This is a genomic window from Halobacillus sp. B23F22_1 (assembly GCF_043497005.1).
Taxonomy (GTDB): domain Bacteria; phylum Bacillota; class Bacilli; order Bacillales; family Halobacillaceae; genus Halobacillus_A.
The window spans coordinates 1-21,049 of the sequence record NZ_JBIEKE010000006.1 but is presented as its reverse complement, the minus strand read 5'-3'; the positions used below and the strand labels follow the sequence as shown (position 1 = coordinate 21,049).

Genomic DNA, 21,049 nt, shown 5'->3' with positions numbered 1-21,049 from the left:
AAACAACTATAAGGAGGTGCTCGCATGAAACTGCATGAACTTAAACCAGTATCAGGAACGAACAAGAAACGTAACCGCGTAGGTCGTGGAATGGCTTCTGGTAATGGTAAAACTTCAGGCCGTGGCCACAAAGGTCAAGGACAACGTTCTGGTAGCAAAACTCGTCCAGGTTTCGAAGGTGGTCAAATGCCACTATTCCAACGTTTACCAAAACGTGGATTTACGAATATTCACCGTAAAGAGTTTGCAATCGTAAACCTAGATGCTCTTAACCGTTTTGACGAGGGCACAGAGGTTACACCTGAACTTCTACTTGAAACTGGCGTAGTCAGCAAAGAGAAAGCAGGTATTAAAGTACTTGCTAAAGGTTCTGTTGAGAAAAAGCTTACAGTGAAAGCTCATAAGTTCTCTGCTTCAGCTAAAGAAGCTATTGAAGCAGCGGGCGGTCAAACTGAGGTGATTTAATGTTCCGGACAATCTCCAATTTTATGCGCGTGGGTGATATTCGACGGAAAATTATCTTCACATTATTGATGCTTATTGTTTTTCGCGTGGGAACTTTCATCCCTGTACCTTTTTCAAATAGAGAAGCCATTAACTTCATGGATGAACAAAATGCCTTTGGTTTCTTAAACACATTTGGAGGCGGTGCACTGCAGAATTTCTCCATCTTCGCTATGGGGATTATGCCTTACATCACAGCCTCCATTATTATGCAATTGCTACAGATGGATGTAGTCCCGAAATTCGCGGAATGGAAAAAGCAAGGCGAAGTCGGCCGTCGAAAATTAGCTCAGTTTACCCGCTACGGGACGATCGTTCTAGCCTTTATTCAAGCTATTGGGATGTCGATCGGTTTCAACGCATTGGCTGGAGGACAGCTTATCGCTGAACCTGGTCCTTTGAAATTTGCTGTCATCGCACTTGTTTTAACAGGAGGAACAGCGTTCTTAATGTGGCTTGGTGAGCAGATTACGTCTCACGGCGTTGGAAATGGTATTTCCATCTTAATCTTTGCCGGGATCGTTGCTGCGATTCCGACAGGAGCGAATCAACTGTATGACCAGTACATTACTGGTGCAGGTGAGGAGCTATTTATGAATCTAGTGATTATTGCCATTCTTGCATTAGTCATTGTGGCGGTTGTTGTAGGTGTCATTTTCATCCAGCAAGCGCTTCGTAAGATTCCTATTCAGTATGCTAAGAAGCTTGTCAATCGTTCTCCTGTAGGTGGGCATTCTACTCACCTGCCGATTAAAGTAAATGCCGCAGGGGTTATTCCCGTAATCTTTGCCATCTCTTTTATTATCGCACCGAGTACGGTAGCTGGTTTCTTTGAAGGTAATGAAGTAGCTTCTGTAATCCAATATATTTTTGATTATCAGAACTGGCCTGGAATGATTATCTATGTTGCGTTAATTATTGCTTTTACTTATTTCTATACCTTTGTTCAAGTAAATCCTGAGCAAATGGCAGAGAATTTAAAAAAGCAAGGCGGATATATACCTGGGATTCGTCCTGGTGCAAATACTGAAACGTATTTAACTAGAGTGATGTACCGTTTAACTTTCGTAGGATCAATCTTTCTTGCAGCTGTCTCTATCCTTCCTATTATTCTTGGAGCAGTAGCTGATCTGCCGCCAAGCGTTCAAGTAGGAGGAACTGGACTACTCATCGTCGTAGGGGTTGCCCTTGAAATGATGAAACAGTTAGAAAGCCAGCTCGTTAAACGCCACTATAAAGGCTTTATTAAATAAATTTGAAAGAAGCTAATGAATAAGAGAGCGGAGGGAACACGTTGAACTTAATTCTGATGGGTCTTCCTGGTGCCGGTAAGGGTACTCAGGCAGAAAAGATAGTCGAGAAATATAACATCCCTCATATCTCTACTGGAGATATGTTCCGTTTAGCTATCAAAGAAGGAACAGCACTTGGTCAAGAAGCTAAATCTTTTATGGATAAAGGTGAACTAGTTCCAGATGAAGTAACAATTGGAATTGTTCGCGAGCGTCTGAGTAAACCTGATTGTCAAGAAGGCTTTCTGCTGGATGGCTTCCCTCGTACAATTGCTCAAGCAGATGCCCTTGAAAATTTGTTAGCAGATATGAACGAATCAGTCGATTATGTTCTTCATATTGATGTTCCAAAAGACAAACTTGTCGAACGCCTAACCGGACGAAGAGTTTGCCCGACTTGTGGAGCAACTTATCATGTAATATTTAACCCTCCTAAAGAGGAAGGTAAATGTGATCATGATGGAGCAGAGCTTATTCAGCGTGAAGACGATCAACCCGAAACCGTGAAGAAACGTTTAGAAGTAAATGTAGAGCAATCTCAACCACTTCTTGATTTCTACCAGGAAAAAGGCTATTTAGTCACATTCGATGGTGATCGAGATATCAATCTCGTTTTTGAAGATATTGACAAAAAGCTCGGAGGCCTTTTGAAATGATTATTTGCAAGACACCACGGGAATTAGAAATCATGCGGGAAGCCGGCCGTATCGTCGCCTTAACGCACCAAGAAATGAAGAAGAACATCCGGCCTGGTGTGACGACAGGTGAATTAAATCAAATCGCTGATGACTTCATACGCAGCATGGATGCAATCCCTTCTTTTAAAGGTTATAATGGATTCCGTGGTAGTATTTGCGCGTCGGTCAATGAAGAGCTCGTTCATGGTATTCCGGGAGACCGGGTACTCAACGAGGGAGATATCATTAGTATCGATATTGGTGCGAAATACCAAGGCTATCATGGTGATTCGGCTTGGACGTATCCAGTCGGCACTGTTGATGACAACACTGCGGATTTGCTGAGAGTAACAGAAGCAGCGCTGTGGAAAGGACTCAATGAAGCTAAGCCTGGTGTACGCCTTTCAAATATATCCCATGCCATTCAAAGTTACGCAGAAACTGGAGGTTTTTCGATCGTTCGTGAATACGTAGGCCACGGAGTTGGGCAGGATTTACATGAGGCGCCGCAAATTCCTCATTACGGTCCCCCAAATAAAGGGCCGCGATTGAAACCTGGAATGGTATTGGCTGTAGAGCCAATGGTCAATGCGGGGTCTCGATATGTGAAGACACTGGCAGATCATTGGACGGTAGTGACACAAGATGGTAAAATGTGTGCGCATTTTGAACACACCATTGCGATTACGGAAGAAGGTTACGAAGTATTAACTACAACCTAAGTGAAGGTGATCGTGTTTGAATGAATCTGAGTCGAGTCCACGAATAGGTCAAGTTGTTCGTATTGTTCAAGGACGTGAGGCAGGTCAGTATGCTGTCATTATAGAAATTCTAGAAGACCGCTTCCTGCTGCTTGCCGACGGAGAGAAACGAAAGTACGATCGACCAAAGAAAAAGAATCTGCAGCATGTAGAGCTTAAGGATTTCGTCTCTCCGGAAGTCCAAAACAGCCTTCTGGAAACAGGTCGCGTCACGAATGGCAAGCTTCGATTTGCCGTATCAAAATATGTCAATGAAGAAGTGACTGATTTAGAGAAGGGAGATCAACTCGATGGCGAAAGACGATGTAATTGAAGTGGAAGGTAAAATCGTTGAAACTCTACCAAATGCACAATTTAAAGTAGAGCTTGATAACGGTCATACTGTCTTAGCTCATGTTTCTGGTAAAATTCGTATGCACTTTATTCGAATCTTGCCTGGAGATAAAGTGACGGTAGAACTTTCCCCGTATGATCTAACAAGAGGACGTATTACGTACCGTTATAAATAAAAAACAGAGCTCCGTTATAAAAGGAGGTATGGATGATGAAGGTAAGGCCTTCTGTAAAACCAATTTGCGAGAAATGCAAAGTTATCCGACGTAAAGGTAAAGTAATGGTTATCTGTGAAAATCCTAAACACAAACAAAAACAAGGTTAATTAACCAAGGAGGTGCACGTACTAAATGGCACGTATAGCAGGTATTGATATCCCTCGTGAAAAACGAGTTGTCGTATCTTTAACTTATATCTATGGTGTAGGTAAGTCATTAGCTAGTGAAGTGTTAGCAGAAGCTGGCGTTTCTGAAAACACTCGCGTTCGTGATCTTACAGAAGATGAACTAAGTAAGATTCGTAAAGCTCTAGACAACCACAACGTGGAAGGTGACCTTCGTCGTGAGAATTCCCTAAACGTTAAACGTTTAATTGAAATCGGTTCTTACCGTGGAATTCGTCATCGTCGCGGACTTCCAGCACGTGGTCAAAAGACAAAAAACAACTCTCGTACTCGTAAAGGCCCACGTCGTACAGTGGCTAACAAACGTAAGTAATTAGTTAAAAAGGAGGTTTATAGAATATGGCACGTAAAGGAAACACTCGTAGTCGTAAACGTCGCGTGAAAAAGAATATTGAGAGCGGAGTGGCTCACATTCGCTCTACTTTTAACAATACGATCGTATCGATCACCGACGTTCAAGGTAACGTAATTACTTGGAGCAGCTCTGGATCCCTTGGTTTCAAAGGTTCCCGTAAGTCTACTCCATTTGCTGCTCAAATGGCATCCGAAGCCGCTGCGAAAGACGCTATGGACAACGGAATGAAAACTGTTGAAGTTACAGTTAAAGGCCCTGGCGCAGGTCGTGAAGCAGCAATTCGTTCTCTTCAAGCCGTAGGACTAGAGATCACTGCAATTCGTGACGTGACTCCAGTACCACACAACGGTTGCCGTCCGCCAAAACGTCGTCGCGTATAATAATTCTGAATAGAATTTGTCACCCTGTCTATAATGGGATATGATAGCTTGTAATTAGCACCGCCACAGACAGTCATAATGAGTCTTGAAATTGGGACTGCCTACCTGAGGAATTTCGGTTAGACCAGATGTCTAACCGAGGTTTCGACGTTTTGAAGGAGGGTTTTGTTTAAATGATCGAAATTGAAAAGCCAAAAATTGAACCGGTTGAGATCAGCAGTGATTCCACATTCGGTAAATTCGTCGTTGAACCGCTTGAGCGTGGATATGGTACAACACTAGGTAACTCCTTACGTCGTATTTTATTATCCTCACTACCTGGTGCAGCTGTTACATCTGTACAAATTGATGGGGTTCTTCATGAATTCTCAACAATTGAAGGTGTCGTTGAAGATGTAACAACCGTTGTACTCAATTTAAAGAAACTAGCTTTGAAGATTTATTCAGATGAAGAAAAGACTTTAGAGATTGATGTACAGTCGGAAGGTAAGGTAACTGCAGCAGATATTACGCACGATAGTGATGTAGAAGTACTAAACCCAGACCTTCATATTGCTACACTGGACAGTAACACACCGCTACGCATGCGTATTACCGCTGAGCGTGGCCGAGGATACCGTCCAGCTGAAGGAAACAATCATGATGATTTACCAATTGGAGTAATTCCAGTTGATTCTATCTTCACACCTGTTTCTCGTGTAACGTATCAAGTTGAGAATACACGGATTGGTCAAACTTCAAACTTTGATAAGCTGACTTTAGATGTGTGGACAGATGGAAGCATTCGTCCAGAAGAAGCGATCTCACTTGGAGCAAAAATCTATATGGAACACCTTAATATCTTTGTCGGCCTAACTGACGAAGCTCAAAAAGCTGAAATCATGGTCGAAAAAGAAGAGGACCAAAAAGAAAAAGTTCTTGAGATGACAATCGAAGAGCTTGATTTGTCTGTTCGTTCTTATAACTGCTTGAAACGTGCAGGAATTAATACAGTTCAAGAACTTGCGAATAAATCAGAGGACGATATGATGAAAGTTCGTAACCTCGGTCGTAAATCTCTTGAAGAAGTGAAGCACAAACTAGATGAGCTCGGACTAGGTTTAAGAAAAGAAGATTAAATGGATCGGTCACATCTAAGAGATTCCTAAAAGGGAGGGATAATCCATGGCTAGAAAATTAGGACGTACTACTGATCAACGTATGGCGCTGCTTCGTAACTTAGCTACAGACTTGATCATTCACGAACGTATCGAAACAACAGAAGCTAAAGCGAAAGAGCTTCGTTCTGTTGTAGAGAAGATGATTACACTAGGTAAGCGTGGCGATCTACACGCTCGTCGTCAAGCTGAATCATTCCTTTATAAAGCGGATGCGAATGAAGAAGGAGACCAAACAGCCCTTCAAAAGCTGTTCTCTGACATTGCACCACGCTATGAGGAACGCCAAGGCGGTTACACTCGCGTGCTTAAGCTGGGCGAGCGCCAAGGTGACGGAGCAAAAATGGCGATCATTGAACTCGTTTAATATCTCCATTTTTTAATGGGTGTAAAGGGCAGGACGAGAATCTCTACAAGAGGTTTACTCCAGCCCTTTTTTTATTGCCCTTATTTAAAAATAAGGAAATATGTCGGAAATACTAGATAAATGTTGAAATATATTTCCCGGGAAATTACTAGAGCGGAGGGTCAACCCAATGGATCATAGTACGATAGAGTTTAGAAATGTCTCATTCCGTTATCAAGATGATATGCCCTGGGTATTAAAAGACGTCAATTTTACCATCCGCGCCAATGAATGGATTGCGATCATTGGGCACAATGGTTCCGGTAAATCAACGATTGCTAAACTTATGAATGGATTGTTATTTCCTCAAGAAGGAGAGATCCATGTTAACGGTCAGCTGGTGAATCAAGAAACCATTTGGGACGTACGTAAAAGCGTAGGGATGGTTTTTCAGAACCCTGACAATCAATTCGTAGGTACAACGGTCAGAGACGATGTGGCATTTGGCATGGAAAATCACGGCATGCCAAGAGAACTAATGATTGAACGAATTACTGAAAGCTTATCTGCGGTAGGAATGAGCGACTATGAATATCACGAACCGCATCGGCTCTCTGGGGGGCAAAAGCAGAGAGTGGCTATTGCCAGCGTACTTGCTGTTTCCCCACAGTACATTATTTTGGATGAAGCAACCGCCATGCTTGATCCAAAGGGGAGAAAAGAAATATTAAATACCGTACTTGATGTTCAAAATCAGAGAAACCTTTCGTTAGTAACGATTACTCATGACTTGTTAGAAGTAACGCAAGCAGATCGTGTCATGGTTATGAACGAGGGTGAAGTTTGGCTTGAAGCTGAGCCGAGAGAAGTGTTTTCCAGGAAAGAGCAGTTACAAAAGATTGGCTTAGACACTCCATTTGTAACAAAGCTGGCAGAGGAACTTAAGTCTGCGGGTCTTAACCTTACACGTGAGCCACTTAATCACCAGGAGTTGTTGGAGGAATTATGGACATTACGTTCAAAAATGTAAGCTATACGTATCAGCCGAACAGTCCTTTCGAATACAAAGCGTTACACGACCTCTCTTTTCATATCGACTCCGGATCTTTTGTTGCTATCATTGGCCATACAGGATCAGGTAAATCGACGTTGATTCAACATTTAAATGGTTTAGTGCAGCCGACAGAAGGTTCAGTAACCATTGGCTCTTACCGACTTGTAGCTGACGAGAAGAATAAACAACTTCGTGAGCTGCGGGAAAAGGTAGGAGTGGTCTTCCAGTATCCTGAACATCAGCTCTTTGAAGAAACGGTTGAAAAGGATATCGCTTTTGGGCCTTCAAATTTTGGAGTAACCGAAACAGAGATTAGTAATCGTACAAAAGAAGCCATCGAGGCTGTTCACCTGGATGAATCCATGTTAACTCGTTCTCCTTTTGATTTAAGCGGAGGGCAAATGCGGCGCGTTGCTATCGCGGGAGTGCTGGCTATGAATCCAGAAGTGCTCGTATTAGATGAACCTACAGCAGGATTAGACCCTAGAGGACAAAAGGAAATTATGAATATGTTCTCACGTCTTCATGAAGAAAAGCAATTAACTACAGTGCTTGTTACACATAGTATGGAGGATGCCCTTGCCTATGCGGACCACGTTATCATTCTTAACCACGGGGAAGTGTATCAAGAAGGGACGCCTATTGAATTATTTAAGCAAAAAGACTCGCTTCAAGCTGTCCAACTGGATGTTCCTGAGGTTATTGAGTTTATAAGTAAAATCAGCGATAAATTTAATGTGCATTATTCATACCGTGGCCAGTCAATAACAGAATTAGCAAAAGAACTCGCCCATCTAGTTAAAGGGGGGCACGATCATGAGTAGCACGATGATGATTGGTCAATATATCCCGGGCAGCTCCGTAGTCCATAGACTAGATCCTCGAACAAAAATTGCTATTATCTTTTTCTTTGTTGTGATCGTATTTTTTGCTAATTCCGTTATGAGTTATGGGTTGTTGACTTTATTTGCAGTAGGAAGTGCCTTTGCTACAAGAATAAAAGTCCGCTATATTTTAAAAGGATTAAAGCCTGTCTGGTTTTTGATTGCTTTTACATTCTTGCTTCATTTGTTTGTCACTAGAGAAGGGGAAGTGATCGCAACAATATTAGGGTGGGATCTCTATCGTGAAGCTGTCATCCAGGGAGCAACTATTTCACTTAGGTTTTTCCTGCTGATTATGGTGACTTCCTTACTCACGTTAACTACCACTCCAATTGAAATTACCGATGCAATCGAGCACTTACTAGGGCCTTTAAAGAAAGTCCGCTTTCCTGTTCATGAATTAGCCTTAATGATGTCGATTTCACTGCGTTTTATACCGACACTAATGCAAGAAACCGAGAAAATTTCAAAAGCTCAGGCTTCGCGAGGAGTAGATTTCCGCACAGGGTCATTTAAAGACCGTATAAAAGCGATTATTCCACTTTTAGTACCATTGTTTGTCAGTGCTTTTAAAAGAGCTGAAGAGCTGGCTATGGCTATGGAAGCACGAGGGTATAAAGGTGGCGAAGGGCGGACGAAATTAAGAGAGTTACAGGTTGGCCGAATGGATTATATCATCAGCGTTTTATTTCTACTGCTGGCGATCGGCTTATTTTTTACAAGGAACTAAATTGGAGGAGAGCACTATGCCCCGTTTAAAATGTATAGTGGCGTATGATGGAACCCGTTATGCGGGTTACCAGGTGCAGCCTAATGGAATCACGGTTCAAGAAGTACTTGAAAAAGCATTAGCGAAAATGCACAAAGGGGAAAAGGTGAAGATCACAGCGTCCGGCCGAACAGATTCCGGTGTTCATGCCAAAGGTCAAGTCATTCACTTTGATACGAATTTGTCCATTCCGCCATCCAATTGGAAACGAGCCCTTGATTCCATGCTCCCACATGATATCCATGTTGCTGATGTAGAAGAGGCACCTGATGACTTTCATACACGCTACGACGCCACTGGGAAAGAGTATCGATACTTTGTATGGAACAGTCGGGAACCTGATATATTTCGCAGGCACTTTTCCTATCATGTGAAAATACCGCTTAATTTGGAAGCGATGAAAAAGGCGTGCCGGATCATTGAGGGAGAACATGATTTTACTTCATTTTGTTCATCGCGTACTGATGTAAAAGGAAGTAAAGTGAGGACCATTCATCAAGCTTATATTGAGAAAGAGGGTGCTGAGCTTACTTTTATATTTAAAGGGAACGGCTTCCTCTATAACATGGTCCGAATTTTAGTAGGGACTATACTGGAAGTAGGGAAAGGAGAGCGAGAGCCAGAAGATTTAAAATCAATGATTGAAGCTTTAGATCGGGAAGCCGCAGGTAAAACAGCACCGCCTCACGGTCTGTTTTTATGGAAAGTAGATTATTAAATCACTGCTTTTGTCGGTACCAGGTACCGGAAAAGAGAGAAAAAAACAACGTTTCCTTGCGTTTAGACCTTGACATCAAGGACAAGAGTGTTATATTATAATCTATGGCATTTTATTTCTATACCACGGTTAGCCCCGGAAACTAATCGTATTTGAGATAAATAATCAATCAATCAGTTTTGTGAAATTAACCATTCAGGAGGGAAACCGATATGCGCACAACTTTCATGGCAAATGAAAACAACGTGGACCGCAAATGGTACGTAGTGGATGCTGCAGGGCAAACACTTGGCCGTCTGGCAAGCGAAGTTGCTGCGATCCTTCGCGGTAAAAATAAACCTACGTATACTCCACACGTTGACACAGGTGACCACGTCATCATCATCAACGCTGGAGAAATCGAACTAACAGGTAACAAAATCAACGATAAGATTTATTACCGCCACTCAAATCACCCAGGTGGTTTGAAGCAGCGCACAGCTAACGAAATGCGTAACAAATACCCAGAGCAAATGCTTGAGCTTGCTGTTAAAGGTATGCTGCCTAAAGGAAGCCTGGGACGCAAAATGGGCAAGAAACTTCATGTATACGCTGGATCTGAGCATAAGCATGAAGCACAACAACCAGAAGTTTACGAACTTCGCGGATAAATAAAAAAAGGGAGGTAATCGAGAGTGGCACAAGTACAATACTCCGGTACTGGACGTCGTAAAAAGTCAACAGCTCGTGTACGTCTTGTTCCAGGAACTGGTCGTGTAGTAGTAAATAAGCGTGATGCTGAAGACTTTTTCCCATATGAAACACTTCGTACGATTCTGAAGCAGCCTCTAGCTGTTACAGAAACTGAAGGAAACTATGATGTATATGTAAACGTAGATGGTGGAGGTTTCACTGGTCAAGCTGGTGCAATCCGTCACGGAATCGCTCGTGCTCTGCTTCAAGCAGACCCAGAATACCGTACACCACTTAAGCGCGCAGGACTTCTAACGCGTGACGCACGTATGAAAGAGCGTAAGAAATACGGTCTTAAAGGTGCTCGTCGTGCTCCACAGTTCTCTAAGCGTTAATATCTTTTATCGCAAAAAAGCTCTTTTCCTTATATCGGAAGAGAGTTTTTTTATTTTGAAGAGAATTCCCTTTAATTTTACTAATTACTCAAAAAAGTGCCCCGGGCTTCCTCTTAGAACCCGGGACACTTTTATTTACTTATAAAGCAAGTATTGTTTACGAATTTTCTTAAATTCGTTCAATTCATCTTCCCATTCAGCTTTAATCTCATCGACAGATTCACCGTTCTCAATTGCTTGACGAACCCATCCGTTTCCAATCAGGTTATCGAAGAATGAAATGCCTGCTGCATTCTCAGCGCGGAAGGCAAAATCTTCAGGGTACATATCATGGATCGTCTTCACAATGTGAAGTCCGGTTTCTACAGGCTGGTAGGATTCTTTATGGTTCACATGAATCTCTACGCCGTTGCTTAATTCACCAGCGTGTTTAGAAAAGCTAGGTGTAAAGGAGGCGGCGCGGAAGGTTACTCCTGGTAAATTCAAGCTGTTCAACTCGGCTGCGAGCTCTGTGCTGTTAATAAAAGGAGCTCCGATTAGCTCAAACGGCTGAGTGGTCCCACGGCCTTCTGATACGTTGGTTCCTTCAATTAAAGCTGCGCCTGGATAAACGAGAGCAGTTTCTGTGGTCGGCATGTTTGGCGATGGGGCTACAAATTCAAGTGGAGTGTCATCATAATACATTTTGCGTTTCCACTTATCCATCTCGACAACTGTTAAATCTGCCCCAATTTCAAATTCGTCATTGAAGAGCTGGGCAAGTTCACCCACTGTCATGCCGTGACGAAGCGGGATTTCATAATTTCCTACAAAAGATTTATACTCTTCTTCTAATACTGGACCTTCTACTTTATCACCGCTTAGTGGGTTTGGTCGATCCAATACGATGAAAGGAATGTCATTTTCTTGAGCTGCTTCCATTGCGTATGCCATCGTGTAGATATACGTATAGAAGCGAGTACCAACATCTTGAATATCAAAGAGCAATACGTCGATATCTTCGAGCATTTCTGGGGTAGGTTTGCGTGTTTCCCCATACAAGCTGTATACAGGAAGACCAGTTTGTTCATCGATATAGTATTCTACATATTCACCCGCTTGAGCACTTCCGCGAACGCCGTGCTCAGGTCCATAAAGAGCCGTAAGGTCTACATCAGGATCCTCGTTCAATAGATCAACAATACTGTTTAAATTTTTATCCACGCCTGTAGGGTTCGTAATTAACCCTACATTTTTCCCTTCAATCAATTCTTTTTCTTCATCGAGTAAAACTTCAACACCTAGCTGGAAGTTCTTATTTTTCCCTTTTTGCTTCCCGTTGTTTCCGCCTTTTTCTGCAAACACGACTGTAAACGTAGATAAAATGAGCACGAGCATGAGAATTCCGATTAATGGTTTCTTCAAAAGATCTTCACTCCTTTTCAAAAATTGGGAGAAGGGGAGCTACACATCCCCCTACGTTTTTAGTAATTTAATCCGTGTCCAAATTTATAAAGTGCGTTTCCGTTTTCTCCAGGTATCGTGACAGGAAGCGCACCTGAAGGATTATTTTCTCCGAACAGAGTGGAAGCTGTGGCATCAAAGCTTACGTCATTAAAACCATATTGAGCCACGTATCCATCAACGTCTGGATAAGCCATGACGTCATAAGGATTACGGATGCCTACACCGATGACAGGAGTATCTACTTCACTGATTAGCTGGTTAGCGAGCTGCATTTGCGCACTGCTTGCGTCACGACCGGCCACATTATACGTATAGGTACCTATAATGATTTTATCCGCCTCCTCCATTTGAGTTAACTGCTCTTCACTTAGAGGGCCTGATGCTTTTACTAAATCCGTGTTTTCGTTAAAATCACTGATTGAATCATACAGGCTATCAATATAAGTGTTGCCGACAACGACTACTTTTTCGTCACGATCCACACCTAAAGGCAGCACGTTATCATTTTTCAATAGCGTAATGGATTGATTAGAAGCTTCTTCCTCCACCGCTTTATGTTCTTCCGATCCTACAGTTTCTTCAGCATTAGCAATAATCTCATCAATGTCTGGAGCGGATTCAGCTTTTATAATGCCTCGCTTCACTTTAAGGGTTAAAATTCGTTCGACTGATTCTTCGATTCGTTCTTCGCTGATTTCATCTGTTTCTACAGCCTCTAATAATCCATCAGCTACTTCTTCAAGACCGACCGGCATCAGTACGATATCTGTACCTGCTTTCACTGATCGAATGACTGCATCTACCGAGCCAAAATGATCAGAGATCGCTTTCATATTAAGGGCGTCCGTAATGATCAGCCCTTCATATCCCATTTCCTCACGCATTAAGCCTGTAAGAACTTTTGGAGATAATGTAGCTGGTAAAGAAATTTCAGTTCCATCTTTTTGAGAAGTTACTTTTGTATCATCAATCTTAGGGAATGTAACGTGTGCCGTCATGATGGCATCGATATCTGCTTCCATAGCCTGCTGGAAGGGATGCAGTTCGACGTCCATTAAACGTTCTTTGTCATGTGGTACTTCAGGCAGGCCGAGGTGAGAGTCAACGGCCGTGTCTCCATGACCAGGGAAGTGCTTCGCTGTAGCGGCTACCCCGGTGCTTTGTAAGCCTTTTGTATATGCGATTCCAAGGTCTGCTACAAGGTCAGGGTCTTCACCAAAAGACCGTGTTCCTATTACTGGGTTATCCGGGTTATTGTTAACATCTAGTACCGGTGCTAAGTTCATGTTAATTCCGAGGGATTCAAGCTCAGAGCCAATGGCATGCCCTACGTCTTCGGTTATCTCCGGGGAACGCGCAGCCCCAAGCGCCATATTTCCGGGCATGTCCGTACCTGATTGCAGGCGAGTAACAATGCCGCCTTCCTGGTCAATGGTCATAAGCAGTCCATATTTTTCAGAGGCTTCCTGATAATCAGCGACTAATTCTGCTGTCTGGTCTGTTGTTACTACATTTTCACGAAAAAGGATGACGCCGCCCAGATGATAATCTTTCACCGTTTGTTCAATTTCAGGCAGCATCTCAGTTACATTTTCACCCTCCCAGTTTCTAAAATCGGGCATGAGCATCTGACCAACTTTCTCATTAATCGTCATGCCTTCGATGGCTTGCTCAATAACTTCATAACGATCGCCTTTTTGCTTCACGAGTTTTCCTTTGAAGTCGGGTTTACCTTTATGGCTGCCGGCTGGTTTGTGATCTACTGCAATACGATCTTTATAGGTTCCATCCGTAACTGAGATAAATGTACGGCCGTTCTGGCCGGAAAGAGTAACAGTTCCTTCCTCATCCACAGTGGCTACATTTTTGTTCGAAGAAGACCATTTGAGGCCGTCGTCCGCTTCTGTAAAATGTCCATCTTCGTAAAGGTTTAAAGCTGTTAAGTCAAGTTCATCTTCAGTAAATTCAGCCTCTGCCTGGGGAACATTCTCCAATAAGACAAGATCACTATGCCCTTCATGGTTATCAGCTGCAGCTGACTGTGGGGTTAATGGACTGACCACAAGAGCTGCTATAATCGCTAGCATAGAATGTCGATTTCGTAATCGCTTCATTAAACTTTTCACTCCCTATCTATTTAATAAGCTCTCTTTTGCCAATCATTTTCTAAAATGTCGATAGAAGCGGAAGAGTCTATAGTCAAGTTTGTGACGTACCAGCCTCTGCCATTCGTACTTCCATCGGTTTCATAGCGGAAGCGTACGTATTCAGCCTCAGCAGGAATTTTCACACTTTGGGTATCCCATGAAACACTGCTGCCAGTTAACGGTTTAGATATTTGCGTCCAGTTCTCCCCGTCCTCAGAAATTTCAACATACCCATAGTCATAGTCCTGCTCGATGCGGAACCACGTATCAAAAGAAAGGGTGCTTTCTTCGTTCGTATCCATTTTTGCCGTCAATGTTCGATTAAGGTTATCTCCATATCCAGAGAACCAGGCTCCGTCTTTAGCTGGCATGTCAACAGGTATGGCATCAGCGACTTGTCTAGCAAAGAGCTGACGAGTAGGGTTCGTGGACACGGTGTCTCTAGAAGGGTGGACACGATTCGTTAACAGAATCGCCATGGTTTGATTTTCAGGGTTTAACACCATAGACGTTCCTGTAAATCCGGTATGTCCAATTGATGACGCTTCAGTTAAAGCATCCATATACCATCCTTGAGAAAGTTCCCACCCTAAGCCATGTTCATTGCCGGGAAACTCAGGGATTCGGTTTTCAGTTAAACGTTCAATTGTTTCCGGTTGAAGAATTTGTTGGCTTCCATAACGTCCTTCGTTTAAGTACATATGTCCTAGCTTTGCTAGGTCTTCTGCTGTTGAGAACACACCGGCATGTCCAGCGACTCCGTCTAATGACCAGGCATTTTCATCGTGTACTTCTCCCCATACGAGTCCACGGTCAATTAAAGGCTGGTACTCTGTAGCGGCAATACGCTCTTTTAACTTTGCAGGTGGGTTGTACATGGTATCATCCATTTTTAACGGCTCCGTGATCTTTTCTTTTACAAATTCGTCTAAGCGTTGACCGGAAATACGTTCAATAAGAGAGGCAAGTGTAATCATGTTTAAGTCACTGTAGGTGTATGTAGATCCTGGTGGGTTATTAAGCGGGTGTTCAAAGACATATTGTAATCGATCTTCTCGGCTCTCACCCTGTGCATATAAAGGGACCCAGGCGACAAATCCGGAAGTATGTGTCATTAGCTGTTCTATTGTTACATTTTCTTTGCCATTTTGTGCAAATTCGGGGATATGTTTGGCGACAGGATCATCTAAATTAAAATGCCCGTCTTCATAAAGTTTCATGGCAGCTGTTGATGTGAAAATTTTACTAATAGAGGCGACATCAAAGATAGTATCTTTCTCCATTTCCAATGGTTGGTCAACTGTCGTCCCTTGATCATCTTTAAATAATAATGAGCTGCCGTATGCTTCGTGCTGTGCGATGTGACCTTTGCGAGCGACCAGAGTGACAGCGCCAGGCATAGCTCCTTCTGAAATTTTCGATTCTACAACTGAATCAATTTCTTGAAGAGGTTCAGCCATTAATCCCGCTCCCTTTACAGACCCGGGATGCAGAACCGGAGAAGAAGGCCCTGGATCGCTCCACGAAAATTTTGGATGGGGTTTCTCTTGGGATTTCTTTTGATTACGATCTTCCATAGTAGGTTTATTCAGCTCTTCAGCTTTGAGACTCCTCCCTTCTTCAATAGGGTAAAACAGAGATGCAAGTAAAGCAGTGGATAGGACAATAGATGCAGCTTTCTTGTTCATATACTCCTCCTTTCAAAAGTCGACAGGTTAAGAGAGGAGACTCCCCCCTTGTAGTTCTAATGTTAATGAACAATAATATAGATGTCTATACCACATAAGTCGCAAAATTTTTAGAAAATTACAAAATTCGACTTCATATGTCTAGGCCCTTTGGTATATTTTTGATTGTTAAGATTAAAAACTTGCATACATAAATTAAAGTCTTGTCCCATATAGTGAGCTACAAGGGTAAGGGAGTGTGTGGGACATGATGGCGCGACGGTTAAAAACAATTACATGGTTTATTGCTATCTTAATTTGTGTAAGTATGATTGCGATACCTGTCCAAGAAGTGAAAGATACGTGGCAGTCTTGGTCATCCCCCCTGTTTGGCAAGGTGATTGTTATCGATCCGGGGCACGGGGGACCTGATGCTGGAGCCAGCGGTGCTAATGGGACAGAAGAAAAAGGGATTACGCTCAACCTCTCCAATTATTTAAAAGACTATTTGCAGGAAGCAGGAGCTATCGTTTATTTAACACGCGAGGATGATCGGGACTTATCAGATGATCCTATTTCAACAAAGTACGGAAGTTTATCAGCCAGAAAAGCTGAGGATATCCGTAATCGAATTGAGATTATTAACGAATCGAATGCCGATCTATATGTAAGTTTACATTTAAATGCGAGCACGTCTTCATCCTGGAGAGGAGCTCAAACCTTTTTTAACCCAACCAAAGATGATAGTGAAAGGCTGGCAAAGTCGATTCAAGGGGAGATTCAAGATAACTTAGAGAATACGAATAGGCAAGCGGCAGGTTTAAGAAATATTTATATATTGAAATATGCAGATCCGCCGGGTGCATTGGTAGAGGGGGGATTCTTATCAAACCCTCAAGAAAGAAAGCTGCTCGAAAGTGAAGATTACCAAAGAAAAGTTGCGGCATCAATCTACAGAGGCATATTAAAGTACACAACAGAAGAATAAATTCCGTGATTTGTGCAAATTACTTAGAAAGCGTTTCATGTATGTTATACTTGCACTGTTGAAACATTTCTAAGGAAGGTGACTCACGTGCTTACTCAAGAAAAAGTATTAGAGATTCTTCACTCTGTCGAAGATCCGTTTTTACATAAAACGTTAGAAGAAACTGGTGGAGTTGAAGAGATTAAGATAAAAGAAGATAAAGATCACGTCAGCGTGAAGATTTTAATTGCAAAAACAAATACAGCTGAACAGATGGAACTGCAGCAAAAAATCGTCAATGCCTTAAAAAGCGGCGGTGCAGCTACAGTCGGCCTTCGTTTTGATCAACTACCTGATGAAGTTATTGAAAAATATCAACCAGCGGCAGAGCAGGAGCAAGAGGCTTCGCTGCTTGGCGGCAATACAGGAACGAAGTTTATTTCAATCGCGAGTGGTAAAGGCGGCGTAGGCAAGTCTACGGTCACCGTCAACTTAGCTGTAGCTTTAACTCGTTTAGGTAAAAAGGTCGGCATCATTGATGCTGATATATACGGTTTCAGTGTACCAGATATGATGGGAGTCGAAGAACGGCCAGTTGTTCGCGGGGAAAAGATTATACCTGTTGAACGTTTTGGAGTAAAGCTCGTTTCCATGGGCTTCTTTGTAGAAGATAATTCTCCGATTGTGTGGCGCGGCCCTATGCTCGGTAAAATGCTGACCAGCTTTTTTAAAGAAGTAGAGTGGGGAGAATTAGACTACCTACTGCTTGATTTGCCGCCGGGTACTGGCGATATAGCCATGGATGTTCACTCTCTGCTGCCATCATCAAAAGAAATCATCGTTACCACACCTCACCCTACAGCAGCATTTGTAGCGGCTCGTGCCGGCCAAATGGCAATTAAGATGGAGCACGACATTTTAGGTGTGGTGGAAAATATGGCTTATTTTGAAAGTAAAGAAACAGGAAATAAAGAATTTGTCTTTGGGCGCGGCGGCGGTGTGAAGCTTGCGGATGAATTGAAAACAGACGTGTTGGGCCACATTCCTTTGCAGCAGCCATATGAAGATGAAGATGTATTTGCTCCATCAGTTTATCAAGAGGATCATCCAACGGGTGTTGTGTACCGTAACATGGCAGCTAAAATCGTAGATAAACTATCCAATTAAACAAAAAACACGCAGTCAACGTTTGGCTGCGTGTTTTTTTTATGATGAACCTTTATCTTCTTGAGTATTTGTATCAGAAGACTGTTCTTGACTCTGCTGACCTCCACCCTCACTTTGGCTTCCGCCACCTCCGCTTTGCATTTCTTCAGCGGCTTTTAAAAGGGTTTCGCTCATTTTAGCTTGAAATACAGGATTGTTTAATGTTTCTTCAATCGTTTTTTCTAAATGACCACGAAACTGTTGTCCCTGCATGACTTCAAGCATTTTTTCCATCATTTCTGGATTTTGATACAGCTGAATTAATGAAGCCTGATATTCAGAATCCTTCATAAGGCCTTTCATAAGATCTTCCTGTTCCTCTTGGACAACTTTACTGAATTCCTGAACAAACGACGGGTCTGAGAAGAGTTTGCTCCAAAATTCTTTTCCTTCTTCTGAAAGGAGAGTTTCTTTTACAGCACTTGATACTTCTTCGGACTCCAGCGCCAGTTCTTGCTTCATTTTTTCATCGGAGAGGACTTCCATTAAAGCCTTTTGACCTTCATCTGTTTTTAATATATCGACCATCATTTTCTTATTGGTATCATAATCCGATTGCTCGGCAGCACCTGAACTGCCATTACAAGCTGCCAGGAAAACGACAAGTAATATGGGACAAATAATTCGTAAAATGGACATGAGACATGTCCCCTTTCATTTGTTTTCCCTTATCTTTAATATGTACGTGCACGAAAAAAATATGCAAGCTTAAGGAAAATGCACAGCCTTCATGGTAAAATACGAGAGGGAACTTATAGCAGTAGGGGGAAAAAACGTGAATAGTCGAAAATGGGTGCGGTTATTTCTAACGACGCTTTTAATTGGCGGCGTTTTAACATTGCTCTCCAGTTTTATTATTAAAAGTGGTTCATATGCTGAAGTATTTCAACCATTCCAGTTGTTTGAACTGCTTGGCTTATTGTTGTTCTTTTCAGGTTTAGGTTTTATCTTTAGTGTTATCAGTCAAATGGGATTTTTTGCGTACTTAACGATTCATCAGTTCGGAAAAGGCATTTTTAAAGGAAGTTGGACTTCGATCCAGCTCTTCTTAGTAGCCTTTACCATTTTTGATTTAATTTATTTTCGCTATCAAGCAGCTGAGAATACGTCCATATGGCCGTATGTATTTACAGCTATTGGGTTGTTAACGGTTTCTTTAGGAGTTGCTTATGTGAAGGCGAAAGAAACAAATCGTCAGGCGTTTGTACCTGCTTTGTTTTTTATGGTAGTAGTGACTACAGTGGAATGGGTGCCGGCTCTACGCGCAGCATCTGCTGATTATGTATGGCTGATGATTATTCCGTTAGTCATTTGCAATGCTTACCAATTACTGCTTTTGCATCGATTAACCTCAGTAAACTCAGCAAAATAAAAGGAAGAGAGCTACGGTTGGTCGTAGCTCTCTTTTTCATTCTACTTGTGTAATTTTAGCTTTACTCCCATTGACTAACTCGGTAATTGTGGAGAACTCTAAATCCTTTTGTTTTAGTCCGGGCAGGACGACCTCTAATGCTTTATCCGTTTGTTTAACAGAATCGGAAGCGTGTAATAATACAATATCTCCCTTATCGGTCTCGTCTAAGATCTGATTAATGATTTGGTTGGTGCCGGGGTTCTCCCAATCTCTAGGATTTACGCTCCACTGGATGGCTTCTAGTTTCTCCTCGTCAATGATCTTTAATACTTCTTTATTATATTGCCCGTGCGGAGGGCGGATCCATTGGATATCTTCAAAGCCGAGCTTTTCAAAAGTTTCTCGAGCTTTTTGGATGTCTTGTTTTATTTCTTGAGGTTCTAATTTGGGATAACTATTATATGCATAACCCATCATTGCAATTTCATGCTGACCGTCATGGATGCTTTTTACGATATCAGGGTGTCGTTCCGCCCATTCTCCGCTAAGGAAAAAAGTAGCTTTTGCATCGTGAGCCTCAAGCTTTTTTAAAATATCATGTACTTTATTATTTCCCCAACTCACATTAAAAGTTAAAGATACAAAAGGATGATCCTCACTGCCTTGGGACAAAGCGCGCGGTTCTCCATCATTAGAAAAAACAGAAATTTGGGTGCGCTGACCCACCCACATCAAGACGGCGCAAAATAAAGCAATAACAACAATAATCCCATATCGTTTGATCAGTTCTATTCGTTTAGTCATAAAACTCATCACGCTGCACCCTTTCTTAGCCTCTATAATCTATACCTATGAAAAAAAGGACAACCTATGCTATAAATTCGGAAAAAAGGGTAAAAATAAAAAGAAGTTGCTTGATAGGGAGGGTCACAGATGTATGGACTTATGCTGACTAAGCAAGAACACCAAGAAATAGAGTATTTATTGAAAAGAGAAATGGAAGAAATCACCCTTGACCTGGGAGATCATAGGATTGATTCATCTATTAAGGGAGCTATGGAAGAAAGGTACGAGGTCCTCTTTCAGTTATTCAGAAGATTTGCGAATGGGGAAGAGTGCTTGCAGTATATGCCAAAGAAGAAAAAACAGAACTAATTCATTCGTTTTAAATAGACAAAAGCCATATGGCTTTTGTCTATTTTTGTGAAAAGAGTTTATTGGAATATAGAAAGGGTAAAAAGAAATAATATAAAAATCACGAAAAGTTATTGCGTTTAGTTCTGAGTGTATGCTATATTATTAATCGTTGTCAGGAAAGACGTTCGCCAAACAAAGCAAACGTAAATAATTGATTTGAACTTTTTTGAAAAAGTTATTGACTAAAATTGATAACCATGGTAAATTAGTTCTTGTCGCTAAAACGACAGCAAGTCATTTTGATCTTTGAAAACTGAACGAACCAACCAGTACGTCAAGAATTCTTTCTATAGTATAGAAGGAAGTAAAACAAGCACATTCGGTGTGCAAATGAGCAAGTCATTCTCAACTTTTATGGAGAGTTT

The 21,049-nt window shown here is 42.0% G+C and carries 26 protein-coding genes; 21 read left to right on the top strand and 5 right to left on the bottom strand.

Annotated features, from left to right (window positions below; all coding sequences use genetic code 11):
* The first annotated feature begins 24 nt into the window (after positions 1-24).
* The 17 genes from rplO (at position 25) to rpsI (ending at position 10,700) form a co-directional block, all read left to right on the top strand.
* Positions 25-465 carry a 50S ribosomal protein L15 gene (gene rplO / locus ACGTNH_RS20505; protein ID WP_394588947.1) on the top strand — a complete coding sequence of 147 codons (441 nt, stop codon included), beginning with the start codon at positions 25-27 and terminating at the stop codon, positions 463-465.
* The gene (gene secY, locus ACGTNH_RS20500; protein ID WP_394588946.1) at positions 465-1,757 is read left to right on the top strand and encodes a preprotein translocase subunit SecY; all 1,293 of its coding nucleotides are present in this window, start codon (positions 465-467) and stop codon (positions 1,755-1,757) included. Before rplO ends, secY begins: the two co-directional genes overlap by 1 nt.
* A gap of 41 nt (positions 1,758-1,798) precedes the next feature.
* Positions 1,799-2,452 carry an adenylate kinase gene (locus ACGTNH_RS20495; RefSeq protein ID WP_394588944.1) on the top strand — a complete coding sequence of 218 codons (654 nt, stop codon included), beginning with the start codon at positions 1,799-1,801 and terminating at the stop codon, positions 2,450-2,452.
* Entirely contained in the window at positions 2,449-3,195 is a 747-nt protein-coding gene (gene map / locus ACGTNH_RS20490) for a type I methionyl aminopeptidase (protein ID WP_394588943.1), read from the top strand. Before ACGTNH_RS20495 ends, map begins: the two co-directional genes overlap by 4 nt.
* A gap of 16 nt (positions 3,196-3,211) precedes the next feature.
* Positions 3,212-3,547 (top strand): KOW motif-containing protein, encoded by a 336-nt coding sequence (locus ACGTNH_RS20485; protein WP_394588942.1) that lies wholly within the window; start codon positions 3,212-3,214, stop codon positions 3,545-3,547.
* Positions 3,525-3,743: a translation initiation factor IF-1 gene (gene infA, locus ACGTNH_RS20480; RefSeq protein ID WP_188379094.1), complete on the top strand. Its 219-nt coding sequence runs from the start codon at positions 3,525-3,527 to the stop codon at positions 3,741-3,743. The genes ACGTNH_RS20485 and infA overlap by 23 nt, the downstream gene beginning before the upstream one ends.
* Positions 3,744-3,778: 35 nt before the next feature.
* Positions 3,779-3,892 carry a 50S ribosomal protein L36 gene (gene rpmJ / locus ACGTNH_RS20475; protein ID WP_003156543.1) on the top strand — a complete coding sequence of 38 codons (114 nt, stop codon included), beginning with the start codon at positions 3,779-3,781 and terminating at the stop codon, positions 3,890-3,892.
* Between the two features lie 25 nt (positions 3,893-3,917).
* Positions 3,918-4,283, top strand: coding sequence for a 30S ribosomal protein S13 (gene rpsM, locus ACGTNH_RS20470; RefSeq protein ID WP_394588940.1), 366 nt, complete (start codon positions 3,918-3,920; stop codon positions 4,281-4,283).
* A gap of 26 nt (positions 4,284-4,309) precedes the next feature.
* The gene (gene rpsK / locus ACGTNH_RS20465) at positions 4,310-4,705 is read left to right on the top strand and encodes a 30S ribosomal protein S11 (protein ID WP_188379092.1); all 396 of its coding nucleotides are present in this window, start codon (positions 4,310-4,312) and stop codon (positions 4,703-4,705) included.
* A gap of 173 nt (positions 4,706-4,878) precedes the next feature.
* Positions 4,879-5,823, top strand: a complete 945-nt coding sequence (locus tag ACGTNH_RS20460) for a DNA-directed RNA polymerase subunit alpha (protein ID WP_394588938.1) — start codon at positions 4,879-4,881, stop codon at positions 5,821-5,823.
* Between the two features lie 46 nt (positions 5,824-5,869).
* Positions 5,870-6,229, top strand: coding sequence for a 50S ribosomal protein L17 (gene rplQ, locus ACGTNH_RS20455; protein ID WP_188379091.1), 360 nt, complete (start codon positions 5,870-5,872; stop codon positions 6,227-6,229).
* A gap of 169 nt (positions 6,230-6,398) precedes the next feature.
* Positions 6,399-7,238 carry an energy-coupling factor ABC transporter ATP-binding protein gene (locus tag ACGTNH_RS20450; RefSeq protein WP_394588937.1) on the top strand — a complete coding sequence of 280 codons (840 nt, stop codon included), beginning with the start codon at positions 6,399-6,401 and terminating at the stop codon, positions 7,236-7,238.
* Positions 7,214-8,086, top strand: a complete 873-nt coding sequence (locus tag ACGTNH_RS20445; protein WP_394588936.1) for an energy-coupling factor ABC transporter ATP-binding protein — start codon at positions 7,214-7,216, stop codon at positions 8,084-8,086. Before ACGTNH_RS20450 ends, ACGTNH_RS20445 begins: the two co-directional genes overlap by 25 nt.
* Positions 8,079-8,876, top strand: coding sequence for an energy-coupling factor transporter transmembrane component T family protein (locus tag ACGTNH_RS20440; protein WP_394588935.1), 798 nt, complete (start codon positions 8,079-8,081; stop codon positions 8,874-8,876). The genes ACGTNH_RS20445 and ACGTNH_RS20440 overlap by 8 nt, the downstream gene beginning before the upstream one ends.
* A 16-nt stretch (positions 8,877-8,892) precedes the next feature.
* Positions 8,893-9,633, top strand: coding sequence for a tRNA pseudouridine(38-40) synthase TruA (gene truA, locus ACGTNH_RS20435; RefSeq protein ID WP_394588933.1), 741 nt, complete (start codon positions 8,893-8,895; stop codon positions 9,631-9,633).
* Between the two features lie 212 nt (positions 9,634-9,845).
* Entirely contained in the window at positions 9,846-10,283 is a 438-nt protein-coding gene (gene rplM / locus ACGTNH_RS20430) for a 50S ribosomal protein L13 (protein ID WP_188379086.1), read from the top strand.
* Positions 10,284-10,307: 24 nt separating this feature from the next.
* Positions 10,308-10,700 carry a 30S ribosomal protein S9 gene (gene rpsI / locus ACGTNH_RS20425; protein WP_101846976.1) on the top strand — a complete coding sequence of 131 codons (393 nt, stop codon included), beginning with the start codon at positions 10,308-10,310 and terminating at the stop codon, positions 10,698-10,700.
* A 135-nt stretch (positions 10,701-10,835) separates the two neighbouring features.
* On the opposite strand, the gene ACGTNH_RS20420 is transcribed toward rpsI, so the two are convergent.
* The 3 genes from ACGTNH_RS20420 to ACGTNH_RS20410 all read right to left on the bottom strand — a co-directional run bounded on the left by ACGTNH_RS20420 (position 10,836) and on the right by ACGTNH_RS20410 (position 15,981).
* Entirely contained in the window at positions 10,836-12,077 is a 1,242-nt protein-coding gene (locus tag ACGTNH_RS20420; protein WP_394588991.1) for an exo-beta-N-acetylmuramidase NamZ family protein, read from the bottom strand.
* Positions 12,078-12,163: 86 nt separating this feature from the next.
* Positions 12,164-14,260: a glycoside hydrolase family 3 protein gene (locus tag ACGTNH_RS20415; protein WP_394588931.1), complete on the bottom strand. Its 2,097-nt coding sequence runs from the start codon at positions 14,258-14,260 to the stop codon at positions 12,164-12,166.
* Between the two features lie 23 nt (positions 14,261-14,283).
* Positions 14,284-15,981: a serine hydrolase domain-containing protein gene (locus ACGTNH_RS20410; RefSeq protein ID WP_394588930.1), complete on the bottom strand. Its 1,698-nt coding sequence runs from the start codon at positions 15,979-15,981 to the stop codon at positions 14,284-14,286.
* Positions 15,982-16,228: 247 nt separating this feature from the next.
* On the opposite strand from ACGTNH_RS20410, the gene cwlD reads away from it, so the two are divergent.
* Positions 16,229-16,948 carry an N-acetylmuramoyl-L-alanine amidase CwlD gene (gene cwlD / locus ACGTNH_RS20405; RefSeq protein WP_394588929.1) on the top strand — a complete coding sequence of 240 codons (720 nt, stop codon included), beginning with the start codon at positions 16,229-16,231 and terminating at the stop codon, positions 16,946-16,948.
* An 87-nt stretch (positions 16,949-17,035) separates the two neighbouring features.
* Entirely contained in the window at positions 17,036-18,094 is a 1,059-nt protein-coding gene (gene salA / locus ACGTNH_RS20400) for an iron-sulfur carrier protein/transcriptional regulator SalA (protein ID WP_394588927.1), read from the top strand.
* Positions 18,095-18,133: 39 nt separating this feature from the next.
* Here the strand turns inward: salA and gerD are convergent, their stop codons facing one another.
* Complete coding sequence (gene gerD / locus ACGTNH_RS20395) at positions 18,134-18,772, bottom strand: spore germination lipoprotein GerD (RefSeq protein WP_394588926.1); 639 nt, start codon at positions 18,770-18,772, stop codon at positions 18,134-18,136.
* Between the two features lie 136 nt (positions 18,773-18,908).
* Here gerD and ACGTNH_RS20390 point away from each other — a divergent pair, with 136 nt between their 5' ends.
* Positions 18,909-19,505, top strand: a complete 597-nt coding sequence (locus ACGTNH_RS20390) for a KinB-signaling pathway activation protein (protein WP_394588925.1) — start codon at positions 18,909-18,911, stop codon at positions 19,503-19,505.
* 36 nt (positions 19,506-19,541) lie between these two features.
* Here ACGTNH_RS20390 and pdaB read toward each other — a convergent pair whose 3' ends face one another.
* Positions 19,542-20,300 carry a polysaccharide deacetylase family sporulation protein PdaB gene (gene pdaB / locus ACGTNH_RS20385; protein WP_394588924.1) on the bottom strand — a complete coding sequence of 253 codons (759 nt, stop codon included), beginning with the start codon at positions 20,298-20,300 and terminating at the stop codon, positions 19,542-19,544.
* Between the two features lie 120 nt (positions 20,301-20,420).
* Between pdaB and ACGTNH_RS20380 the strand changes: the two genes are divergently transcribed.
* Positions 20,421-20,642 (top strand): hypothetical protein, encoded by a 222-nt coding sequence (locus tag ACGTNH_RS20380; protein ID WP_394588923.1) that lies wholly within the window; start codon positions 20,421-20,423, stop codon positions 20,640-20,642.
* Positions 20,643-21,049 lie beyond the last annotated feature (407 nt).

Bases quoted from the DNA above. Each gene is read 5' to 3' on its own strand.
- rplO (WP_394588947.1), top strand. From the start codon at position 25: ATGAAACTGCATGAACTTAAACCAGTATCAGGAACGAACAAGAAACGT.
- secY (WP_394588946.1), top strand. From the start codon at position 465: ATGTTCCGGACAATCTCCAATTTTATGCGCGTGGGTGATATTCGACGG.
- map (WP_394588943.1), top strand. From the start codon at position 2,449: ATGATTATTTGCAAGACACCACGGGAATTAGAAATCATGCGGGAAGCC.
- infA (WP_188379094.1), top strand. From the start codon at position 3,525: ATGGCGAAAGACGATGTAATTGAAGTGGAAGGTAAAATCGTTGAAACT.
- rpmJ (WP_003156543.1), top strand. From the start codon at position 3,779: ATGAAGGTAAGGCCTTCTGTAAAACCAATTTGCGAGAAATGCAAAGTT.
- rpsM (WP_394588940.1), top strand. From the start codon at position 3,918: ATGGCACGTATAGCAGGTATTGATATCCCTCGTGAAAAACGAGTTGTC.
- rpsK (WP_188379092.1), top strand. From the start codon at position 4,310: ATGGCACGTAAAGGAAACACTCGTAGTCGTAAACGTCGCGTGAAAAAG.
- ACGTNH_RS20460 (WP_394588938.1), top strand. From the start codon at position 4,879: ATGATCGAAATTGAAAAGCCAAAAATTGAACCGGTTGAGATCAGCAGT.
- rplQ (WP_188379091.1), top strand. From the start codon at position 5,870: ATGGCTAGAAAATTAGGACGTACTACTGATCAACGTATGGCGCTGCTT.
- ACGTNH_RS20450 (WP_394588937.1), top strand. From the start codon at position 6,399: ATGGATCATAGTACGATAGAGTTTAGAAATGTCTCATTCCGTTATCAA.
- ACGTNH_RS20445 (WP_394588936.1), top strand. From the start codon at position 7,214: ATGGACATTACGTTCAAAAATGTAAGCTATACGTATCAGCCGAACAGT.
- ACGTNH_RS20440 (WP_394588935.1), top strand. From the start codon at position 8,079: ATGAGTAGCACGATGATGATTGGTCAATATATCCCGGGCAGCTCCGTA.
- truA (WP_394588933.1), top strand. From the start codon at position 8,893: ATGCCCCGTTTAAAATGTATAGTGGCGTATGATGGAACCCGTTATGCG.
- rplM (WP_188379086.1), top strand. From the start codon at position 9,846: ATGCGCACAACTTTCATGGCAAATGAAAACAACGTGGACCGCAAATGG.
- ACGTNH_RS20420 (WP_394588991.1), bottom strand. From the start codon at position 12,077: ATGCTCGTGCTCATTTTATCTACGTTTACAGTCGTGTTTGCAGAAAAA.
- ACGTNH_RS20415 (WP_394588931.1), bottom strand. From the start codon at position 14,260: ATGAAGCGATTACGAAATCGACATTCTATGCTAGCGATTATAGCAGCT.
- ACGTNH_RS20410 (WP_394588930.1), bottom strand. From the start codon at position 15,981: ATGAACAAGAAAGCTGCATCTATTGTCCTATCCACTGCTTTACTTGCA.
- cwlD (WP_394588929.1), top strand. From the start codon at position 16,229: ATGATGGCGCGACGGTTAAAAACAATTACATGGTTTATTGCTATCTTA.
- gerD (WP_394588926.1), bottom strand. From the start codon at position 18,772: ATGTCCATTTTACGAATTATTTGTCCCATATTACTTGTCGTTTTCCTG.
- pdaB (WP_394588924.1), bottom strand. From the start codon at position 20,300: ATGAGTTTTATGACTAAACGAATAGAACTGATCAAACGATATGGGATT.
- ACGTNH_RS20380 (WP_394588923.1), top strand. From the start codon at position 20,421: ATGTATGGACTTATGCTGACTAAGCAAGAACACCAAGAAATAGAGTAT.